Raw genomic sequence first — 21,259 nt, forward strand, 5'->3', positions numbered from 1 at the left:
TACGAATAGACAGATTTGTCGGTTCATGGCCACGATCTGAACTATGCGTGCACTACTTGCTTCCTCGATCGGCGTGGCCTGTACGGCCGCACTCGCCCTTCCATTCGCCCTGCCGGCGGGAGCGACCGCCGCACACCCCCAACGCGCCGCCAGGCCTTCCCCCGTGCCCGGCAGCACCCAGTCGCTGCCGCTCGGCCCGCTGGGAAGCTCCGACCGCGCCCGCGCCGCCGTGCCCCAAGGTGCCGCCGCGGCCGGGCTGGTGGCCCGGGACGTCAACCCGTTCTCGCTCGTCGGCATCGTCTGGGACGACGCCACCACCGTGTTCCACGGCCGGGCGCAGGTGCGCACCAAGGACGCGGGTACGCACAAGTGGTCGCCCTGGCAGGACATCCAGACCCACAACGACGACGTGCCCGACCCCGGCTCCCCGGACCGGGCATCCGGACGAGCACGCGGCAGCAGCGCCCCCTTGTGGGTCGGCGACTCCGTCGGCGTGCAGGTACGGGCTCTGGGCGAGGAGGCGGCGGGCCGCTCCGGCCACTCCGGCCTTCCCGGCGGGCTGCGCATCGAGCTGGTCGACCCCGGCGACGACCCGGAGGACGAGGAGCCGGCGAGCGAGGCTCCCAAGGGGCGCAACACCCTGACGCCCGAGGAGTCCGCCAGCTCCGCCGTCAACGCCGAGTTCGCCTCGATGGGAGCCACGGAGATCACTCCGCTGGACAAGGAGGAGACGGAAGCGGAGGCCTCGGAGCTCACCGGATCGAGCGGCTCCGCCGCGGCCCGCCCGTACATCGGCCCGCGTCCGGGCATCGTCACCCGCGCGGGCTGGGGCGCCGACGAGAAGCTGCGCGAGCGCGAGTTCCTCTACACCAAGACCGTGAAGGCCGCCTTCGTCCACCACAGCGCCACCGGCAACAACTACACCTGCAAGCAGGTCCCCGCCCTTCTGCGCAGCATCTACCGCTTCCACGTCAAGAGCAGCGGCTGGCGGGACTTCGGCTACAACTTCGTCGTCGACAAGTGCGGAACCATCTACGAGGGGCGGGCCGGCGGCGTCGCCAGACCCGTCATGGGCGCGCACACGCTCGGCTTCAACACCGACACCATGGGCATCGCCGTCCTCGGGACGTACTCCAAGTCCAACCCGCCCGCCGCCGCGGTCAGCGGCGTCGCCAAGCTCACGGCCTGGAAGCTCGGCCTGTTCGGGGCGAACCCGCGCGGCAAGGTCACCCTCGTCTCGGGCGGCAGCAACAAGTACAAGAAGGGCGCCCGGGTCTCCATGAACGTCATCTCCGGGCACCGCGACGGCTTCGTCACCGAGTGCCCCGGAGCTCTTCTCTACGGGAAGCTCGGCAGCACCCGGTCCTCCTCGGCCAAGCTTCAGGGGCGCTGATCCGCCTCGGAACGTAAGCGGCCCGTCGGCCCCACCGGAACCCCGGTGAGGCCGGCGGGCCGCTTCCGTTCCGGCCCCGCGCGTGCGTCTGTCCGCGCCCGCGGTTCACCGTCTGCATACACTGGCGCATCGACCCCGACCGGCCCCGCAGGAAGCAGAGACGACACGGTGACAGAAGCGATCCTCCTGGTGGGCGGCAAGGGCACGAGGCTGCGCCCCCTGACGGTGCACACGCCCAAGCCCATGGTCCCCGCGGCCGGTGTGCCCTTCCTCACCCACCAGTTGGCGCGTGCCCGGGCCGCGGGCGTGGAGCACATCGTGCTCGCCACGTCCTATCTCGCCGAGGTGTTCGAGCCGCACTTCGGTGACGGCTCCTCGCTCGGCCTCCACCTCGAGTACGTCACCGAGGTGGAGCCGCTCGGTACCGGCGGCGCGATCCGCAACGTGGCCTCGCGCCTGCACTCGGGCCCCGACGAGCCGGTGCTCATCTTCAACGGTGACATTCTCACCGGGCTCGACATCCCCGCCCTGGTGGAGACCCACGCCACGTCCGGTGCGGATGTCTCGCTGCACCTGACGCGGGTGGAGGACCCCCGGGCGTTCGGTCTCGTCCCCACCGACGCGAGCGGCCGGGTCACGGCCTTCCTGGAGAAGCCGCAGACGCCCGAGGAGATCGTCACCGACCAGATCAACGCGGGCGCGTACGTCTTCAACCGGTCGGTGATCGACGCGATCCCGGCCGACCGCCCCGTCTCCGTCGAACGCGAGACCTTCCCCGGGCTCCTCGCCGCCGGGGCCCACCTCCAGGGCATGGTCGACTCGACCTACTGGCTCGACCTCGGCACCCCGCAGGCGTTCGTCCGCGGCTCGGCCGACCTCGTCCTCGGCCGCGCGCCGTCCCCGGCCGTCCCGGGCCGCTGCGGCGAACGGCTCGTCCTGGAGGGCGCGCGGGTCGCGGCCGACGCGAAGCTGACCGGCGGCACGGTGATCGGCCCCGGCGCCGTCGTCGGCGAGGGCGCCCGGATCCACGGCTCCACGGTCCTCGACGGCGCGGTCGTCGAATCGGGCGCACAGATCCAGGACTCGCTGATCGGCGCGCGGTCCCGCATCGGTGCCCGTACGGTCCTGGCCGGCGCGGTCATCGGCGACGGCGCGGTCGTCGGCCCGGAGAACGAGTTGCGGGAGGGCGTACGCGTGTGGTGCGACGCGCGGATCCCCGAGCGGGCGATCCGCTTCTCCTCGGACGAGTAGCGGGCAGGCAGGCGGCCCAGGCTCGTGGAACCCGAGGAAGGACCCGTGAACCCCGACGCCGACCGGCTCACCCGCGCCACCGTGCGCGGCGGAGCCCTGCGCGTACCGGCACCCCGGCAGCACACCGCTCCGGTCACCCGCCGCTGGCCTCCGCGGGGTCCGTTCGATCTGGGGCTGACGGTCGGCCCCCTGCGCCGCGGCCCCGGCGACCCCTCCTTCCGCGTGACCGAGGACGGTTCGGTCTGGCGGGCCAGCCGTACGCCCGCGGGTGCAGGCACTCTGCGGCTGGCCGTCCGCGGCGGCGGGATCGAGGCGGAAGCGTGGGGGCCGGGCGCCGACTGGCTGCTCGACCGCCTCCCGGCACTCCTGGGTGACGACGACGACGCGACGCCGTTCGTCCCGCGCCACCGGCTGGTCCACGAGATGCACCGCCGCCGCCCGGGACTGCGGCTCACCCGTACAGGCCTGGTCCTGGAATCCCTCGTGCCGGCGATCCTGGAGCAGAAGGTCACCAGCGACGAGGCGTACCGAGCGTGGCGGCTGCTGCTCCAGCGCCACGGCGAACCCGCCCCGGGCCCGCAGAGCCGCCTGTACGTGATGCCGGACGCGCGGGGCTGGGCGATGCTCCCGTCCTGGGAGTTCCACCGCGCCGGCGTCGACGGCAAGCGCTCGGCGACGATCGTCCGCGCGGCCCGTGTCGCCCGCCGCTTGGAGGAGGCGGTGTCCATGGACCTGCCCGCCGCCCTCCACCGGCTCCGGCTCATCCCCGGCATCGGCCCCTGGACGGCGGCCGAGACCCTGCAGCGCAGCAACGGCGCCGCAGACGCGATCACGGTCGGCGACCTGCATGTGCCGAAGATCGTCGGCTATGCGCTCACGGGAGAACGCGGCACCGACGACGCCCGGATGCTGGAACTCCTGGCCCCCTACGGCGAGCAGGGCGACGGGCAGCGTCACCGTGCGTGCCGGCTGATCCTGCTGTCGGGCCGCACCCCGCCGCGCAGGGCCCCGCGCTTCGCCCCGAAGGACATCAGCACGATCTGAGCGCCTGCTGGGTGCCGGTTCCGGTGCCGGTGCCGGGGCTGGGCCTGGGCCTGGGTGTCAGCGCACCTCGAGGAACGTGGCCGCGTCCCGCGCCGGCCGGTCCTTCGGCGGAGCCGCCGCGTGGCCGACCGCCACCGCCCCCATCGGATCCCAGTCGCCGGGCAGCCCGAGTGCCTCCCGCACCACATCGCGGCAGAACATGGTGGACGAGATCCAGGCGGAGCCCAGCCGCTCCCCGGCCAGCGCCACCAGCAGGTTCTGCACGGCCGCTCCGGCCGCCACCACGAACATCTCCCGCTCGGCGGCGTTGCGGCGGTCGTCGGGATAGGTGTGCGAGCCGTCCATGACCAGGCACGGCACGATCAGATACGGGGCGTTGCGCAGCACGTCGCCGCGCCGTACCCGCTTCGCGACGCTCTCCTCGGAGAACCCGTCCCCGCGCAGGTCCGCGACCCACGCGTCCCGCATCGCGTCGAGCAACCGCTCCCGCGAATCCGCAGACTCCAGCAGGACGAAGCGCCACGGCGTCGTGTGATGCGGTGCCGGTGCCGTCACTGCGGCAGTGACGGCGCGGCGCACGGCGGCACCGTCGACCGGCTCGGAGGTGAACTCCCGGACCGTGCGGCGCAGCGTCACCGCCTCCCGTACGGCCTCCGAGGTGCCCAGCCGGAACATGTCGTCCGCCGGGGAGCGGACGACGGCCCGCGCGCCCTGGCCGTGCTCCTCCTCAACGAGGTGCGGCAGCCCGCGCAGGACGGCGACCGGCAGCCCGTCGGCCTTGCCCTTCACCAGGTCCCCGGCGGCGGCCAGTTCGTCGCCGGTCGCGACGACCGTCGCGCTCAGCGGATTGCCGTGGGCGTCCGTTCCGCCGCGCAGATCGTCCAGGACACGGACGCCGGAGGCGCCGATCGCGACATCGGTCAGCCCGTCGCGCCAGGGCCGCCCGAAGGTGTCGGTCACCACGACGCCGACATCGACGCCGAGCGCGTCCCGTACGCCCTCCCGGATCCGGTGGGCCGAGGCGTCCGGGTCCTCGGGCAGCAACAGCACGGTCCCCGCAGGGGTGTTGGACGCGTCGACGCCTGCGGCCGCCATGACGAAGCCGTGCCGCGTCTCGACGATCCGCAGGGGCCCGCGCCGCGCCACGACCCGTACGCTCTCCGCATCGATCGCCGCCTCGCGGTCCCGCGCCTCGACGATCCGCCCCTCCGCCTTGCTGACGATCTTCGAGGTGACGAGCAGGACGTCGCCGTGTGCGAGCCCGGGCAGGCCCTTCGCGGTGGCCGCGTCGGCGATGAGCTTGGCGAGGTCGTCGCCCGCCGCGACCTCGGGGAATCCGGGCAGCGCCCAGACCTGGTACGACGGCACCTCCGCAGCGCCGCTCACGCCCGTACCTCCTCGGCCAGCGCGAGGGCCTCCGCGGCCATACGGGAGGTGGCTTCGAGGTCCGTCATCATCAGCGGCACGGCCACGCAGCGGATGCCCGCCGACTCGATCTCGCCCACGGACCCGGCGTCGACCGTGTCGACGAGCCAGCCGTCGAGCAGCCCGGACCCGTAGTGCTGGGCCACGGCGGTGGCGGTCGACTCGACCCCCACGGCGGCGAGCACCTTGTCGGCCATGCCGCGCACGGGCGCGTCGCCGACGATGGGGGAGAGGCCCACGACGGGCACTCCGGCGTCGGCGATGGCCTCGCGAATTCCCGGTACGGCAAGGATCGTTCCGATGCTGACGACCGGATTGGACGGCGGGAAGAGGACGACGTCCGCCTCGGCGATGGCGTCCAGCACGCCGGGCGCGGGCTTGGCCTGGTCGGCCCCGACCGGCACCACGGCGTGCGCGGGCACAGAAGCGCGCAGCCGCACCCAGTACTCCTGGAAGTGCACCGCCTTGCGGCCCTCGCTGCCGCCACCGTCGCCCTCACCGAGGTCCGCCGTGTCGATCAGTACGTGCGTCTCGACGCGGTCGTCCGTCATCGGCAGCAGCCGTACGCCCGGTTCCCATCGCGTGCAGAGCGCCTCGGTCACCGCGCTGAGCGGATAGCCCGCGCCGATCATCTGGGTACGGACGATGTGTGTCGCGAAGTCGCGGTCCCCCAGCCCGAACCACTCGGGGCCGACGCCGTAGGCGGCCAGCTCCTCCTTGACGGTGAAGGTCTCGCCGGCCCGGCCCCAGCCCTGTTCCTCGTGGATGCCGCCGCCGAGCGTGTACATCACGGTGTCGAGGTCCGGGCAGACCTTGAGCCCGAACAGATGGATGTCGTCACCGGTGTTGCCGATGACCGTGATGTCCGCGTCGGGAGCCGCCGACTGAAGACCGCGGAGAAAACGGGCGCCGCCGATGCCGCCGGCCAGAACCACAATGCGCATGGGGACAGTGTGTCAGCCGAAGGCCGGTCATTTCCGGGCGGTCGCGGAGCCCGGGGCGGGCACGGGGCGTTGGTGGCCCGCGGGCGCGTCAGGCGGGCACGTTCTCCAGGGCGTCGCCGGTGCGGCACTGGGCGGTGTGCATCGTCATCTCGGTCAGGCCGGGGAAGTAGATGTGCAGGCTGACGGCGGGCGTCAGCGCGTCGTTGACCACCTCGTGCACATATCCGGGCGCGAACACGCGCTGCGCGCCGGAGCCCAGCGCACGGTCACCGCGCGCGGTGCGTTCCGTCAACTCCCCTTCGAGCACCGTGAGTACACCGGACGACCGTCCGTGATCATGCATACCGCTGCCTTGCCCGGGAACCCAGCTGAGCAGCCAGACCTCGTAGCCGGGCCCGGTGCGCAGCCGGTGGTACCAGCGGGTTGTCGCGTCGTACTCGATGAGATGTGCCCAGTTCGCGCGGTCGGCGGCGATGGTGCGGGCGAGCCCGGCGAACTCGGCGACGGTGGCCGGGTGGACCGGGGCGGGCGGCAGGAGGTGGGGGATGGCGAGCGGGTCGCCGGCGATCTGGACGTCGCTGTTCATTGTGCGGAGGTTTCCCTGGGAGAAGGTTGTGGGCACAGATGGCTGGAGCTCGGGGGCATCAACAGCTGAAACAGCGACAGTGAGTCCGCACAGCGCAGCGGACCGCGGCGTCGCACGACGTGCGAGACCGCGTCCGGAAGGGCGCGTGCGTCACTGGCATGTCCATTAGTGCAGCGGTTCGGCCGCCGGATGTCAACTTGATGCCCGATTCAGCCGCAATGTTTCACCTCATCCGGTTGCCCTCCCCGCTGAAAGGTTTGTTCACGGTCTGAGCAGGAGAGGTCGCGCATCAGCGGCACAGCGTTGACCCAGTCCCCTTACGGGGAAACGCCGTTGTCGTCTCGTGACCTCATCGTGATCCGCTTCGTTTCCGTGATCGGATTGCAACGCGATCCGTGAAGGTTGCGTCCTCTTATGCGAGGACGGGACCGCGGATGCGGGTCCTGCGGTGGTGTCATGGTTTATGCCGATTTGAACACTTTCCGCATGGCCTTGGTTCCGCAGAGTGAATAAGGGCCCCAATAGCAGATCTCGGCTTGACTGGCCTGGATCCACGCACTTGTAATTTCACTCGTGTCGTTCGGCCGCAATCGGTAACGACAGCATCACGGGGACGCAAAGACAGACGAGGGGCGCACATGACCGAGCTGTTCCAGCAACTGCTGGTCGAGGAGGCGGACGAGGAGCTCGGGTGGCAGGAGCGCGCGCTGTGCGCCCAGACCGATCCCGAGTCGTTCTTCCCGGAAAAGGGTGGATCTACGCGTGAGGCGAAGAAAGTCTGTCTTGCCTGCGAGGTCCGGTCCGAGTGTCTTGAGTACGCCCTCGCCAACGACGAGCGGTTCGGCATCTGGGGCGGTCTGTCCGAGCGTGAGCGGCGCCGCCTGAAGAAGGCCGCCGTCTGAGCCGCGTTCGCCCGTCTCCAGGCGTGCGTCGCCGCGGTCTGTCCGTCGCCCGGGGCGCATTCAAGGGGTGCGGGCGGCGGTAGAGGGGCCCGATGGCGAGGCCCGGCGCCTTCCGCCGTACGTCCTCAACGGGTCTTCATCCCCCGTGCGGGACAAGGCTGTTGAGAGAAGAAGAGGTCCTGTCCAGGGGGGCATCCCGGCAGTCCGGCCATTCACGACAATTTACTCGGTCCGCCTCCCGTGCGATCCGCACGGGAGGCGGACTGCTGTCCACAGGGTGGTTGTCCACAGGGGCGGACGCCCGGTCCGGACGAGCCGTTAGTGTGGGGGCCCGTCCGAGACGCACCAACACCCCTGCGGGTGGAGCGCGTCGACCGCAGTCAGCACAGCCGTCTTCCGGGGGCCACCCCGTACCGCGGCCGGAGGGGCCCGTACCTCGATGTCCGTGCACAGCCACCCGACGGCCCACCACGGGGCCGCCGCTCCCGAGTTCCCGCGGCATGTCGTCACTGCCGTGCTCGTCTCGCACGACGGCGCCCGCTGGCTGCCCCATGCGCTCGCCGGACTCCTCGGCCAGGAGCGCCCCGTCCAGAACGTCATCGCCGCCGACACCGGCAGCGCCGACGAGTCGGCGGCCCTGCTCGCCGAGTCGCTCGGTCCCGACCGGGTGCTCCACCTCGCCCGTCGCAGCAGCTTCGGCACGGCCGTCGACGAAGCGGTCCGCACCGCCGGTGTGCTCACACCCGACGACCTGCCCTATCTGAGGCGGCCCAGCGGCTGGGACCCCGTCACGCGTACCTGGCGCGATGAGACGTACGACATGCCGGAGCTGCCGCACGGCGAGCCCGTCCAGTGGCTGTGGCTGCTGCACGACGACTGCGCCCCCGAGCCCGACGCGCTCGCCGAGCTGCTGCGCGTCGTCGACGCGAGTCCCTCCGCCGTCATCGTCGGACCCAAGCTCCGTGGCTGGTACGACCGGCGGCAGCTCCTCGAGGTCGGCGTCTCCATCGCCAACAGCGGCCGCCGCTGGACCGGCCTGGAGCGGCGCGAGCAGGACCAGGGCCAGCACGACCAGGTCAGGCCCGTCCTCTCCGTCTCCTCAGCCGGCATGTTCATCCGGCGTGACGTATGGGAGGAGCTCGGCGGCTTCGACCGGCGGCTGCCGCTCATGCGTGACGACGTCGACCTGTGCTGGCGCGCCCAGGCGGCCGGGCACCGCGTCCTCGTGGCGCCCGACGCCGTGCTGCGGCACGCGGAGGCGTCCGCGCGGGAGCGCCGCCCCATCGACTGCGCCGGCCGCTCCGTCGTCGGTCCGCACCGGGTGGACAAGGCGGGCGCCGTCTACACGATGCTCGTGAACAGCCGCGGCGCCCTCCTGCCGTACGTGTTGCTGCGGCTCGTCCTCGGCACCCTGCTGCGTACGCTCGCCTACCTGGTCGGCAAGGTGCCCGGGCAGGCGGTGGACGAGGTCACCGGACTCCTGGCCGTCCTGCTGCGGCCGGGCCGAGTCCTCGCCGCCCGCAGAAAGCGCGGTCGGGCCGCGGTCGAACCGAGCGAGCTGCGGCCGCTGTTCCCGCCGACCGGAGCGACCCTGCGCGCCACCGTGGAGTCGGTCGCGGGGAACTTCGGCGGCCGGTCCGAACCCGAACTGGCCTCCGGCGGACGGCACGGAGCCGTGGAGTCCGGGCCCGGCGGCGATGATGCCGACTTCCTGGAGATCGAGCAGTTCGCGCGGCTGAAGCGGATCGCGAGCAAGCCCGCCCCCGTCCTTTTCCTCGCCCTGCTGCTCGTCTCCCTCATCGCCTGCCGCGGCCTTCTGGGCCCCGGCGCGCTGTCCGGCGGAGCCCTGCTGCCCGCCCCTGCCGACGCCTCCGAGCTCTGGGCGCGCTACACGGCGGGATGGCATGCGGTCGGCGTCGGCGGCACACAGTCCGCGCCGCCCTATCTCGCCGTCGTCGCCTCGCTCGCGACCGTACTGTTCGGCAGCACCGGTCTGGCGATCACGTTGCTGCTCGTCTGCTCGGTTCCGCTGGCCGGGCTCACCGCGTACTTCGCGTCCCGGCCGCTCACCGAATCCCGTCTGCTGCGCGCCTGGGGCAGCGTCGCGTACGCCTTCCTCCCCGCGGCCACCGGCGCCCTCGCAGGCGGCAGGCTCGGCACCGCGGTCCTCGCCGTGGTGCTGCCGCTGATGGCGCGCGCGGCCGTGGCGGCGGGCGGGCTGCGGCTGCCGCGGCAGGGCGGCTCGGGCGCACGGCCCAGCTGGCGCGCCGCATGGGCCTACGCGCTGCTGCTCACCCTGACCACGGCCTTCACCCCGATCGTCTGGCCGATCGCCCTCGTGCTGGGCATCGCGCTGCTCGTCCTGCGCGCCCGGCAGCAGGAGAACCTGAAGGTGTACGGGCTGCGGTTCGCCGCCGCCCTCCTGACGCCGCTGCTCGTCCTCGCACCCTGGTCGCTGTCCCTGCTGACCGGCCCCTCGGCGTTCCTCCGCGAGGCCGGACTGGGCTACGGCGCGGGCTCGGCCACCGCCCTCGACCTGCTGGCGGTCAGCCCCGGCGGCCCGAAGACCACCGGTGCCCTGCTGCTGCTCGGCCTGGTTCTGGCGGGGCTCGCCGCCCTGCTGCGCGGCGAGCGGCAGCGGACCATCCGCACGGCGTGGGCCGTGGCGCTGACCGGGCTGCTCTTCGCGGCGATCGCCAACGGCTCCGGCTGGGCCGGACCGGCCACGCTCGTCTACGGCATCGCGCTCATCACGGCGGCCACGGTCGGAGCCGAGGGCGCCCGTGAGCGGGTCGCCACCCAGAACTTCGGCTGGCGGCAGCCGGTCGCGGTCCTGATCGCGATCGCCGCCGGAGCGGCCCCCGTGCTGGCCGCGTGCGGCTGGATGTTCAGCGGGGCCGACGGCCCCGTCGAGCGGAGCGAACCGGTGCAGGTGCCGGCGTTCGTGGCCGAGGAGAGCGGTACCCGCGACCAGCCCCGCACGCTCGTCATCGGCGGCGAGCAGGCGGCCGACGTCTCGTACGCGCTGGTGCGCGGCTCCGGCGCCCGCCTCGGCGAGGCCGAACTGTCCGAGGCGGGCGGGGGCGACGGACGTCTCGACGGCATCGTCGCCAATCTCGTCGCCGGCTCCGGCGCGGACCAGACCCGCCAACTCGGCGGCTACGCGGTGCGCTACGTCCTCGTGCGGGACGGAGCGCCCCGCGAGATGGGCCGGGTGCTGAACTCGACCCCGGGGCTGACCCGGCTCAGCCAGCAGGACGGCAGCGCGCTGTGGCGCGTGGACGAGAAGGTCGCGCGCATGACGATCGTCCCGCGCCAGGGGGCACAGCAGAGCGGCGGCGGCCCGGCCGCGGAGGCGCTGCCGGTGGCGGCGCAGCCGGTCGAGGCTCACACCGACATCCCCGAGGGCCCGGACGGCCGGATCCTGCGGATCGCGGACCGGGCCGCACCGGGCTGGCAGGCCACGCTCGACGGCGAGCCGCTCACCAGGAAGACCGTCGACGGCTGGGCCCAAGGCTTCGAACTGCCCGCGTCCGGCGGCCGGTTGGACCTGACCTATGAGACGCCGTTCACCCGCACCGCATGGGTGTGGACGCAGGGGTTCCTCGCGCTTGTGGTGCTGGTGCTGGCACTGCCCGGCCGGCGGCGCGACGTCGACGACGACATGCCCGACCAGGAGGCGGCGGTCGCCGCCGTTCCGGCCCAGGCCGTCGAGGGCGAGGGGCGCCGGGCCCGCCGGCTGCGGGCCGCGGCGGAGGCGGATCAGGCAACCCGGGCCGCTCAGGCCCCCTCGGCCGGACCGCAGGTTCGCGACGGTGGTGCGCCGTCGCCGGACGCGACGCGGCCGGACGAGCCTGCCCCGGCGCAGCAGCAGACGGCCGCCCCGGCGCAGCAACCGATGGCCGCGCCGATGCAGCAGCCGATGGCCGCGCCGGAGCAGGAACCGACGGGCATCCCGGAGCAGGACACCTATGCCCCCGTGCCGCAGCAACAGCCGTACGGGGACTGGGACGGACAGACCTACGCGGGCCAGGCGCAGCCGCCGTACCCGGGCGGCTATCAGGACCAGTACCAGGGTGCGTCCTACCCGGCCGACGCCTACGGGGGCGGGACGTACGACCCGCAGGCAGGGCAGTACGCCCAGTACGGCGCCGGTCAGTACCCGGACCCGTACGGCTACTCCGCCCAGCAGCCCTACGCCGACGGCCCTTACCCGCCCCACGGCGACCCGGCCCACGGGAACCACGGTGACCCGTCGCAGGGAAGCCACGCGCACCCGGCCCCCGGTGATCCGGCATACCGCGATCCGGCCTATGGCGACCCTGCCTACGGCGATCCGGTCTACCGCGATCCGGCGTACGGGCAGAGGGCGTACGGCGACACGACGTACGGGGACGGCACCGAGCCCGGCCCCCGCCGCGACGGGAGCGACCAGCAGTGAACCGCACGACCGTGTCCCTGATCTCCGCCGCCACGGCACTGGCTGCCGTCACCGGGGTCGCCGCGCTCACCGCCCCGGACGACTCCTCGGGCGGCTCCCGCTCCACCGCCGCGCGGCTCCCTGTCGAGCGCTCGGCACTGCTGTGCCCCGCGCCGTCCACGTCCGACCTCGCCGAGACGACGTACACCTCCTTCACGCCGAAGGGAGAGGGCGGCGGTTCGGCCGGGCAGAAGGCCGGCGCGGATCTTCTGGCCGCGGAGAAGGCGGCGGGCGACGAGCCGAAGGACGAGGGCAAGGACAAGCGGGATCAGCGGGGCAAGCAGGATCGCAAGAGCGCCGAGCAGAAGCCTGTGGTGGCGTTGAAGCAGCCCGGCACGCCGGTGACGGCCACCACCTCCGATCCCGAGGCGCCGGCGCTGATCGGCACGGCCGACGGAGCGCTGGCGCCCGGCTGGAGTACGCAGCAGACCACGGTGATCGGCTCGGGCAGCGGGCGTTCGGTGTCGGGCATGGCCTGCACGGCTCCCGACTCCGACTTCTGGTTCCCGGGCGTCTCGACGGCCAGGGATCGGCAGGACTACGTCCACCTCACCAACCCCGACGACACGACAGCCGTCGTGGACCTCGAGATGTACGGCGGGAAGGGCGTGTTGAAGGCCGCGGCGGGGCAGGAGATCCTGGTTCCGGCCCGGTCCAGCGTCCCGGTGCTGCTCTCCACCGTGACCGGTGAACGGACGGACGGCGCCGCGCTGCACGTCGTCGCGCGCGCGGGCAGGGTCGGCGCCTCCGTGCAGTCCGCCGACGACGAGCGCGGCGGCGACTGGCTTCCGGCCGCCGCCGATCCGTCCGGTTCCGCCGTGCTGCCCGGCATCCCCTCGGACGCCACGTCAGTGGAGCTGGTGGCGCTGGCGACGGGCGAGGAGGACGCCGACCTGAAGGTGCGGCTGTCCACACCGTCGCGGCCGATCACCCCGGCCGGCCACGAGACGCTCAACGTCAAGAGCGGCATGACGAAGTCCGTCGACCTCGGCGACGTCACCAAGGGCGAGCCCGGCTCGCTCGTGCTGAGCCCGGCCGACGGCAGCACTTCGGCCCCGTTCGTGGCGGCGCTGCGCGTCACACGCGGCAAGGGCGACAAGCGCGAGACGGCCTTCATCCCGGCCACCACGGCGATCGAGAAGCGCGCCACCGCCGCGGACAACCGCGCCAAGGGGTCGGTCCTGTCCCTGGTGGCACCGGGCGGGACGGCGACAGTGAAGGTCACCTCCTCGGCGGGGAGCCGGGGCGGCACGACCGCGAGCAAGACCTACACGGTCAAGGGCGGCAGCACCCTGTCCGTCGCTCCGCCGGTCCCGCCGGGCGTCAAGGGCAGCTACGCCGTGACGGTCGTACGCGAGTCGGGCGGCGCCGTGCACGCCTCGCGGATGCTGGAGCTCCCGAAGGGGGGCGTGCCGATGTTCACGGTGCAGACGCTTCCGGACGACCGGGGGACGGTCGCCGTCCCGCACACGTCGGAGGACCTGTCGCTCCTGAACGATTGAGCCCTTGAGCCCTTGAGCCCCTTGACCCCCTGAGCCACCGGGCCATCGGGCCGTCGTCGGGCGGCGGGGCGACCGAGGCGCCGGGGGACGAGCGACCGACCGAGGGGCTCGGCGACGGGCGAGCCGCAAACCTCGGCCCGGTCGGGCGCGGTCAGTCCTGGCCGTACCGCGGATCCACCGACTCCGGTGCCAGGCCCAGCAGTTCGGCGACCTGCTCCACCACGACCTCGTGGACGAGCAGCGCCCGCTCGTCCCGGCTCTTGGTGCGGATCTCGACGGGGCGCCGGTAGATCACGATGCGCGCATTGCGGCCGCCTTCGGCCGTCACCAGCCGGCCGAGCGGCACCGTGCCGGCCTCCCAGGAGCTCTCGCCGTCCGGGTCGGCGCCGGACGGCGGGGGCACCTCGCGCACGATGAAGTCCACGTCGGAGAGTTGCGACCAGCGCCGCTCCAGCCGGTCGACGGAGTCGTGGACGAGATCGATGAACGCCTCCGCCCGGCTGACCGCGAGCGGCACCTGTGGCGGAGCGACCGGACCCCGCATACCGCGTCCGTGGCGGTCACGTCGTCGGGGTCGCGGCTCGGGCGGGTGGGGTGGAAGGCGGTTGTCCATCACCTCTGAGGGTAGCCGTCCGGCCTGGTCGGGGAGACGCAGGCTCGGGCAGTACGCGCCATGTCGGCAGATGAACATTTCAGCCATAGTTGCGCCCGGTTCCGGGCGCACTCTCGATCGGGCATCTCGCAACGAATGGAACCTTTCGGATCGAGTGGTGACCGCATTCATCGTCGGGACCCGTTGAGAGGCCCTGGCCCGGCCCAGGTCAGCCCGGTTGTTCGCAGGTCAGACGGGTTGCGGAGGGCGGAACGACACGGCGGGGTGGGCTCCGGGGGAGTCGTCGCGGCCCGCTCAAGAGTGCGGTACCGTCCAACGTCGTGAGCCCTGTACGTCGCTGTTCGCGCACCGCGTGCGGCCGCCCCGCCGTCGCGACGCTGACGTACGTCTATGCGGACTCGACCGCCGTTCTCGGACCGCTCGCCACGTATGCGGAACCACACTGTTACGACCTGTGCGCCCCGCACTCGGAGCGTCTGACCGCCCCCCGTGGCTGGGACGTCGTGCGCCTCGCCGTCGACCCGGGCCCCACGCGCCCCACGGGCGACGACCTCGAGGCCCTCGCCAACGCCGTACGGGAAGCGGCCCGTCCGCAGGAGCGCGCCGCAGGTGCGGGCGGCGTCGGAGGCCGGCGGGAGGCCGACCCGATGGAGGTCGCCCGCCGCGGGCATCTTCGCGTCCTGCGCTCGCCGGAGCCCTGAGCGCGCGGGCCGTCACGGATCGCGTCACCGGTTGCCCTGCCCTCAACGCGCGGGAGCGCCCCGGGCCTCGACCTGTCGGCGCGCCCCGGACATCAGCCCGTCGGCCAGCTCTGAACAGACCTAACGACGCGCCCTGTACCTCAACCCGCCGGCCCGCCTGGCCTTCAACGAAGCGACCCGCCCCGGACCTCAACGCGCCGGAGTTCCCGGCCCGTTGCCCCTCCCCTCCGGCCGCATCGTCCATCGCTGCTCAACGGCGTTCCGAGCCGCGACGCGGTCCTCCACGGTCTGTCACCGCTGACGGGTACTGTGCTGCCGGGAAACAGACATCGGGGACCCACCGATAATCCAGGAGGCGTGCACCGTGCCCGACTTGTCGCAGATCGTAAAGGCTTACGACGTACGCGGTGTGGTTCCGGACCAGTGGGACGAGTCGCTCGCCGGGCTCTTCGGCGCCGCGTTCGCGCAGGTGACCGATGCGGACGCGATCGTCATCGGCCATGACATGCGGCCCTCCTCGCCCGGTCTCTCGCGGGCGTTCGCCCGCGGCGCCGCCGCCCGTGGCGTGGACGTGACCGAGATCGGTCTGTGCTCCACCGACGAGTTGTACTTCGCCAGCGGCCAACTCGGGCTGCCCGGTGCGATGTTCACCGCCAGCCACAACCCGGCGCAGTACAACGGCATCAAGATGTGCCGGGCCGGGGCCGCCCCTGTGGGCCAGGACACCGGTCTCACCGAGATCCGTTCCCTCGTCGAGGACTGGGCCGAGTCCGGAGCACCCGGACCGGCTGCCACCCCCGGCGCGATCACCCAGCGGGACGTCCTTGCCGACTACGCCGACCACCTCCGCTCGCTCGTCGACCTCACCGCCATCCGGCCCCTGAAGGCGGTCGTGGACGCGGGCAACGGCATGGGCGGCCACACCGTCCCCACCGTCTTCGAAGGTCTGCCGGTCGAGCTGGTGCCGATGTACTTCGAGCTGGACGGCACCTTCCCCAACCACGAGGCGAATCCCCTCGATCCGAAGAACATCACCGACCTCCAGGCCAAGGTCCGCGAGACCGGCGCCGACATCGGCCTCGCCTTCGACGGCGACGCCGACCGCTGCTTCGTCGTGGACGAGCGCGGCGCCCCGGTCAGCCCTTCGGCGATCACCGCCCTCGTCGCCTCGCGCGAACTGGCCAAGCACGGCGGCGGCACGGTCATCCACAACTGCATCACCTCGTGGTCCGTACCGGAGGTGGTCAGGGAGCAGGGCGGTACCCCCGTGCGCACGCGCGTCGGCCACTCGTTCATCAAGGCCGAGATGGCCCGCACCGGAGCGATCTTCGGCGGCGAGCACTCCGCGCACTACTACTTCCGCGACTTCTGGAACGCCGACACCGGCATGCTCGCCGCCCTGCACGTACTCGCCGCACTCGGCGGCCAGGACGGCCCGCTGTCGGCGCTGGTCGCCCAGTACGACCGATATGCCGCCTCCGGCGAGATCAACAGCACGGTCGACGACCAGGCAGGCCGCGCCGCCGCCGTGAAGGCGGCGTACGAGGGTCGGCCCGGCGCTGAGCTCGACGAGCTGGACGGTCTGACGGTCTCCACGGCCGACTGGTGGTTCAACCTCAGGCCTTCCAACACCGAGCCGCTGCTGCGCCTCAACGTCGAAGCGAGGGACGCGGCCACCGTCGAGAAGGTCCGCGACGAAGTCCTGGGCATCGTCCGGGCCTGAGGCCCGCACCGGACGCCCGTACCTGCACCGGATGCCCGTGCCAGCACCGCGGACGCCCGTACCGGGGCCGGCCGCCGTACCCCGCACCGGTACGGGACGCCGGAGCCCTTACGGGTGCAGAACGCCGGAGACCGAGCCCGTACCGTCGGACCGATCTGCCCCTCGCGCCGCGGCCCAGCGGTACGCTGGCCTGGCCGAAGCCCCTCGCTCACCTCCGGGTGGAGGGCCCATCCGAAGGGACAGTCATGCCGCTCGAAGCCGGTCTCCTGGAGATTCTCGCCTGCCCGGCGTGCCACGCCCCGCTCCGTGAGGCCCCGGGAGCCTCCGAGGAGGAGTCCGGCACCGATGAGCTGGTGTGCACGGGAGCCGACTGCGGCCTGGCGTACCCCGTCCGCGACGGCATCCCGGTCCTTCTCGTCGACGAGGCCCGCCGCCCGGCCTGAGCGCGGACTGCCCGAGCGGGGACTGAGCGGGGACTGCCTCGGCAGGCTCCGTCCGGGCAGGCATCGGCCGAGCAGGCACGGTCCGGAGCAGGGACCGGGCCCTCAGGGATCCGCCGGGACCCGCCGGGCCCGCGGAAACACCGCCACACCGGCGATCGGAGGCTCACCACGATGCTCGACGAGTCGTTGCTCGACGCCCCCGAGGCGCTGGCCCGCTCCGACACCCGGGGACTGTTGCGCGGCGCGGCCGAATCCGGAGCCCGGGTCCGTACGGCCGCCCGTGCCGCCGCCGAGTCGGGGCTCGCCGATCTCAAGCCGGACGGCCGTCCCCGTTCCCTCCTGGTGGCGGGTTCGAGCCCGACCACCGGTTGCATCGCCGACCTGCTGTACGCCCTCGCCGGCGGCAATACCCAGGTCAGCGTCATCCGTCCGACCGGCGCGCTCCCCGACCCGGGTGCGCTGCTGTGGACACTGCCCGGCTGGGCCGGCCCCCTCGACCTGCTGCTCGTCCTCACCACCGACGGCACCGAGCCAGGCCTCACGGCGCTGATCGAGCAGGCCTACCGCCGCGGCTGCGCCGTGGTGACCGTGACGCCGCCCCGTTCCCCGCTCACCGAGGACGCCGGCGGCCGGCACGGACTGGTGGTGCCGCTGGCTCCGGGGCCGTACGAAGAGGTGCCCGAGGACCAGCCGCTGCCGGACCCGGGGCTCCGCCCCGCGCTGGGCCCCGAGCCTCCCGGGACGTTGTGGGCGCTGCTCACGCCGCTGCTCGTCCTCATGGACAAGATCGGCCTGTTCCCGGCCGCGCAGCCCGCCATCCAGTCCGTGGCCGACCGCCTGGACAAGACGGCGGAGCGCTGCGGCCCGGCCATCGCCACGTACACCAACCCGGCCAAGACCCTCGCAGCCGAACTCGCCGACGCGCTTCCCCTGCTCTGGAGCGAAGGGCCGGTGGCGGGCGTCGCCGCCCGCCACTTCGCCCATGTCCTCGGTGTCGTCGCCGGGCGCCCCGCGCTCGCCGCCGAGTTGCCCGATGCGCTGACCGCCCATGGCACCCTGCTGGCCGGAGCCTTCTCCGCGGCGGCCGATCCCGACGACTTCTTCCGGGACCGGGTCGAGGAGCCGCAGGCGCTGCACGCGCGCGTGGTGCTGCTCCGCGAGCGCGCCGAACTCGGCAGCAATTCGCCGACACCGGCCGCCCGGGAGCTCGCCCTCGGCCGCGACGCCCCCGTCAGCGAGCTCGAACCCTCCGACGGCAACGCCCTCGAAGCGGTCGCCGAACTTCTTGCCATCACAGATTTCGCCGCCGTTTACCTCGCGCTCGCCTCGGGAGAGAGAACATGAGCTGGCGCCGTCACCGCAGGTGGAACGGCACGGCCCGCAGGGACGGTTGATCCGGTACGACCCGTGGAATCCACAGGGCCCGCGACCCGCACGGGACCCGCAGGACCCGCGACCGCAGGACCCGCGACCGCATGACCCGCAGGATCGTCCGGCACTCCCCGTGGAGCGTGCACAGCACCCGCCTGCGGACGGCGTACGACACCACCGACCGCCGGCCGGGCACCCGCCGACCCGGGACCCGGGCCACCTCACGTACGGACAGTCAGGACTACGCCGCATGGACCGCCTCGCCAACACCGTGCGCCCCTACGCCTGGGGCTCGACCACCGCCATCCCGCAGCTCCTCGGCCTCGAGCCGACGGGCGAGCCGCAGGCCGAGCTGTGGATGGGCGCACACCCCGGTGCCCCGTCCCGGGTCGACCGCGGCGCGGGTCCCCTGGCGCTCTCCGAGGCGATCGCGGCCGACCCCGAAGGCCACCTGGGCAAGGCGGTCGTCGACCGCTTCGGGCCCCGGCTGCCGTTCCTGTTCAAGATCCTTGCGGCCGACGCACCGCTCTCCCTCCAGGTGCACCCCGACCTGGCGCAGGCCAGGACGGGCCACGCCGACGAGGAGGAGCGCGGCGTCCCGATCGACGCCCCGCACCGCAACTACAAGGACGCCAACCACAAGCCCGAACTGATCTGCGCGCTCACGCCCTTCGAGGGCCTGTGCGGGTTCCGCCCCGAACGGGAGGCGGCGGACCTGCTCGCTAGCCTCGACGTCGACTCCCTCAAGCCGTACGTCGACATCCTCCACGCCCGGCCCGAGGCCGACGCGCTCCGCGAGGTCCTCACCGCCGTCCTCACCGCCGACCGCACGGCCATGGCCGAGACGGTCGCCCGTGCCGCCACCGCGGCCGAACGGCTCGCGGGCGTCGACGGGCCGCTCCAGGACGCGTATGCCGCCTATGCCTCACTCGCCCGCCACTACCCCGGCGACCCGGGCGTGATCGCGGCCATACTGCTCAACCACGTGATCCTGCAGCCCGGCGAGGCCCTCTTCCTGAGCGCGGGCGTGCCGCACGCGTACCTCAGCGGGCTCGGCGTCGAGATCATGGCCAACTCCGACAACGTGCTGCGCAGCGGCCTCACCCCCAAGCACGTCGACGTACCCGAACTGCTGCGCGTCGTGCGCTTCGAGGCCACGGCGCCGGGCGTGCTGCGGCCCGAGCCCGTCGAGGGCGAGGAGACGTACCGGACGCCGATCGAGGAGTTCCGGCTCTCGCGTCATGTCCTGACGGAGGCGGGGGAGCGGCGCCGCATCCCGTCCGGCACCCCGCAGATCCTGCTGTGCACCGAGGGGGAGGCCGTGCTGCGCTCCGAGACGGACGAACTGAGGCTGGGGCAGGGCGAGTCGGCCTTCGTTCCCGCGGGCGAGGAGGCCATCCTCACGGGTGAGGGCACGGTCTTCCGCGCGACGGTGGCGGTCTGACGCGGGGCGACGCATCGCGGTCGTGGCGCGTACGGGTTCGTGCGGGACGCGTAGGGACGCGTAAGGCGGGGAGTGCGTGCGGGACGCGTAAGGGCGGGGAGGGCAAGGCCCCCCGCACTTGCGCGGACCCGGCCCGTACGACCCCGATCAGGGTCTCGCGCGACGGTGCTCCGCCGGGCTGCAACAATGTCCGCTCAGTAAAAGGGGAGCAAAGCTCCCTGGGACGAGCCGACGGAAGGGACACCAGGCACTCATGAGTGCATCAGGCGGAACGAAAGCGATCGTCGCGGCGCTGGGCGCCAACTTGGCCATCGCGGCAGCGAAGTTCGTGGCGTTCGCCTTCAGCGGCTCGTCGTCGATGCTGGCCGAGGGCGTGCACTCGCTCGCGGACTCCGGCAACCAGGCGCTGCTGTTGGTCGGCGGCAAGAAGGCCCGGCGGGAGGCCACCCCGGAGCACCCCTTCGGCTACGGCCGCGAGCGCTACATCTACGCCTTCCTGGTCTCGATCGTGCTCTTCTCGGTCGGCGGCATGTTCGCCCTCTACGAGGGCTACGAGAAGATCAAGCACCCGCACGAGATCGAGGACTGGTACTGGCCGATCGGGGTCCTCATCTTCGCGATCATCGCCGAGTCGTTCTCCTTCCGCACGGCCATCCAGGAGTCGAACGCACTGCGCGGCAAGCAGTCCTGGACGCAGTTCGTGCGCCGCGCCAAGGCGCCCGAGCTGCCGGTCGTCCTGCTCGAGGACCTCGGCGCGCTGGTCGGCCTCGTCCTGGCGCTCGTCGGCGTCGCCATCGCCATCACCACGGGCAACGGCATCTGGGACGGCATCGGCACCCTCTCCATCGGCGTGCTCCTGATCCTGATCGCGCTCGTGCTGGCGGCCGAGACCAAGTCGCTGCTGCTCGGCGAGTCGGCGGGCCCGGAGACCGACAACGCGATCCGCGCGGCCGCCGTCGACGGTGACGCGGTGACCGGCCTCATCCACATGCGCACCCAGCACCTCGGCCCGGACGAGATCCTCGTCGGGGCGAAGATCGCGGTGCGGCCCGAGTTCACCGCCCGGCAGGTGGCGGAGGCCATCAACGCGGCGGAGGGACGTATCCGTACGGCGGTCCCGTCGGCCCGCGTGATCTACCTCGAACCGGATATCTACGACGAGGCGGTCGCTGCCGCGGGTCCCGACCCGGCGAAGACCCCGGGCGGCCCGGGACCGGACGCGGACCACTGACGGCGAGCGCCGGCGTGAGGCGCAAGACCGGCATACGGGCGCGGGTCGGCGCACCGACGGGTCGGGCCGCCTGACAGGGGACAGGCCGGGCGCGATCGGCATGCCGATGCGGCCCGCATTACGGTCACCGGCCCGATGCCCGATGCCCGATGCCCGATGCCCGATGCCCGATGCCCGATGCCCGATGACCGGCGTCCAGCGCCCGC

At 72.8% G+C, this 21,259-nt stretch carries 16 protein-coding genes; 12 read left to right on the forward strand and 4 right to left on the reverse strand.

Going from position 1 to position 21,259, the window contains the following annotated elements; all coding sequences use genetic code 11:
* Positions 1 to 43 precede the first annotated feature (43 nt).
* From ACGFNH_RS31840 to ACGFNH_RS31850, 3 genes are all read left to right on the forward strand, one after another.
* A complete protein-coding gene (locus tag ACGFNH_RS31840) occupies positions 44 to 1,393 on the forward strand; it encodes a peptidoglycan recognition protein (RefSeq protein WP_393659731.1) in 1,350 nt (449 codons plus the stop codon).
* 168 nt (positions 1,394 to 1,561) lie between these two features.
* On the forward strand, positions 1,562 to 2,644 hold the full coding sequence (locus ACGFNH_RS31845; protein WP_393659733.1) for a sugar phosphate nucleotidyltransferase: 1,083 nt from the start codon (positions 1,562 to 1,564) through the stop codon (positions 2,642 to 2,644).
* 81 nt (positions 2,645 to 2,725) lie between these two features.
* The gene (locus tag ACGFNH_RS31850) at positions 2,726 to 3,688 is read left to right on the forward strand and encodes a DNA-3-methyladenine glycosylase family protein (protein WP_393659773.1); all 963 of its coding nucleotides are present in this window, start codon (positions 2,726 to 2,728) and stop codon (positions 3,686 to 3,688) included.
* Positions 3,689 to 3,745: 57 nt separating this feature from the next.
* On the opposite strand, the gene ACGFNH_RS31855 is transcribed toward ACGFNH_RS31850, so the two are convergent.
* The 3 genes from ACGFNH_RS31855 to ACGFNH_RS31865 all read right to left on the reverse strand — a co-directional run bounded on the left by ACGFNH_RS31855 (position 3,746) and on the right by ACGFNH_RS31865 (position 6,643).
* Positions 3,746 to 5,074 (reverse strand): coenzyme F420-0:L-glutamate ligase, encoded by a 1,329-nt coding sequence (locus ACGFNH_RS31855; RefSeq protein WP_393659735.1) that lies wholly within the window; start codon positions 5,072 to 5,074, stop codon positions 3,746 to 3,748.
* Positions 5,071 to 6,057, reverse strand: coding sequence for a 2-phospho-L-lactate transferase (gene cofD / locus ACGFNH_RS31860; protein WP_393659736.1), 987 nt, complete (start codon positions 6,055 to 6,057; stop codon positions 5,071 to 5,073). The genes ACGFNH_RS31855 and cofD overlap by 4 nt, the downstream gene beginning before the upstream one ends.
* A gap of 88 nt (positions 6,058 to 6,145) precedes the next feature.
* The gene (locus ACGFNH_RS31865; RefSeq protein WP_393659738.1) at positions 6,146 to 6,643 is read right to left on the reverse strand and encodes a cysteine dioxygenase; all 498 of its coding nucleotides are present in this window, start codon (positions 6,641 to 6,643) and stop codon (positions 6,146 to 6,148) included.
* A 638-nt stretch (positions 6,644 to 7,281) separates the two neighbouring features.
* On the opposite strand from ACGFNH_RS31865, the gene ACGFNH_RS31870 reads away from it, so the two are divergent.
* The 3 genes from ACGFNH_RS31870 (at position 7,282) to ACGFNH_RS31880 (ending at position 13,527) form a co-directional block, all read left to right on the forward strand.
* Complete coding sequence (locus ACGFNH_RS31870; RefSeq protein ID WP_004952403.1) at positions 7,282 to 7,545, forward strand: WhiB family transcriptional regulator; 264 nt, start codon at positions 7,282 to 7,284, stop codon at positions 7,543 to 7,545.
* Positions 7,546 to 7,984: 439 nt separating this feature from the next.
* On the forward strand, positions 7,985 to 11,986 hold the full coding sequence (locus ACGFNH_RS31875; protein WP_393659740.1) for a glycosyltransferase: 4,002 nt from the start codon (positions 7,985 to 7,987) through the stop codon (positions 11,984 to 11,986).
* Positions 11,983 to 13,527, forward strand: a complete 1,545-nt coding sequence (locus ACGFNH_RS31880; protein ID WP_393659742.1) for a DUF5719 family protein — start codon at positions 11,983 to 11,985, stop codon at positions 13,525 to 13,527. Before ACGFNH_RS31875 ends, ACGFNH_RS31880 begins: the two co-directional genes overlap by 4 nt.
* Before the next feature lie 151 nt (positions 13,528 to 13,678).
* On the opposite strand, the gene ACGFNH_RS31885 is transcribed toward ACGFNH_RS31880, so the two are convergent.
* Positions 13,679 to 14,140 carry a metallopeptidase family protein gene (locus ACGFNH_RS31885; protein WP_393659744.1) on the reverse strand — a complete coding sequence of 154 codons (462 nt, stop codon included), beginning with the start codon at positions 14,138 to 14,140 and terminating at the stop codon, positions 13,679 to 13,681.
* A 320-nt stretch (positions 14,141 to 14,460) separates the two neighbouring features.
* On the opposite strand from ACGFNH_RS31885, the gene ACGFNH_RS31890 reads away from it, so the two are divergent.
* From ACGFNH_RS31890 to ACGFNH_RS31915, 6 genes are all read left to right on the forward strand, one after another.
* Entirely contained in the window at positions 14,461 to 14,841 is a 381-nt protein-coding gene (locus ACGFNH_RS31890; RefSeq protein WP_393659746.1) for a DUF3499 domain-containing protein, read from the forward strand.
* A 364-nt stretch (positions 14,842 to 15,205) separates the two neighbouring features.
* Entirely contained in the window at positions 15,206 to 16,564 is a 1,359-nt protein-coding gene (locus tag ACGFNH_RS31895) for a phosphomannomutase/phosphoglucomutase (RefSeq protein ID WP_393659748.1), read from the forward strand.
* A gap of 245 nt (positions 16,565 to 16,809) precedes the next feature.
* Positions 16,810 to 17,007 (forward strand): Trm112 family protein, encoded by a 198-nt coding sequence (locus ACGFNH_RS31900; protein WP_393659749.1) that lies wholly within the window; start codon positions 16,810 to 16,812, stop codon positions 17,005 to 17,007.
* Between the two features lie 171 nt (positions 17,008 to 17,178).
* Positions 17,179 to 18,351, forward strand: a complete 1,173-nt coding sequence (locus ACGFNH_RS31905; RefSeq protein WP_393659751.1) for an SIS domain-containing protein — start codon at positions 17,179 to 17,181, stop codon at positions 18,349 to 18,351.
* Positions 18,352 to 18,628: 277 nt separating this feature from the next.
* Positions 18,629 to 19,822 (forward strand): mannose-6-phosphate isomerase, class I, encoded by a 1,194-nt coding sequence (manA, locus tag ACGFNH_RS31910; protein WP_393659753.1) that lies wholly within the window; start codon positions 18,629 to 18,631, stop codon positions 19,820 to 19,822.
* A gap of 253 nt (positions 19,823 to 20,075) precedes the next feature.
* The gene (locus ACGFNH_RS31915; protein WP_393659755.1) at positions 20,076 to 21,053 is read left to right on the forward strand and encodes a cation diffusion facilitator family transporter; all 978 of its coding nucleotides are present in this window, start codon (positions 20,076 to 20,078) and stop codon (positions 21,051 to 21,053) included.
* Positions 21,054 to 21,259: the final 206 nt, after the last annotated feature.

This window comes from Streptomyces sp. NPDC048639 (assembly GCF_043199075.1).
GTDB lineage: Bacteria > Actinomycetota > Actinomycetes > Streptomycetales > Streptomycetaceae > Streptomyces.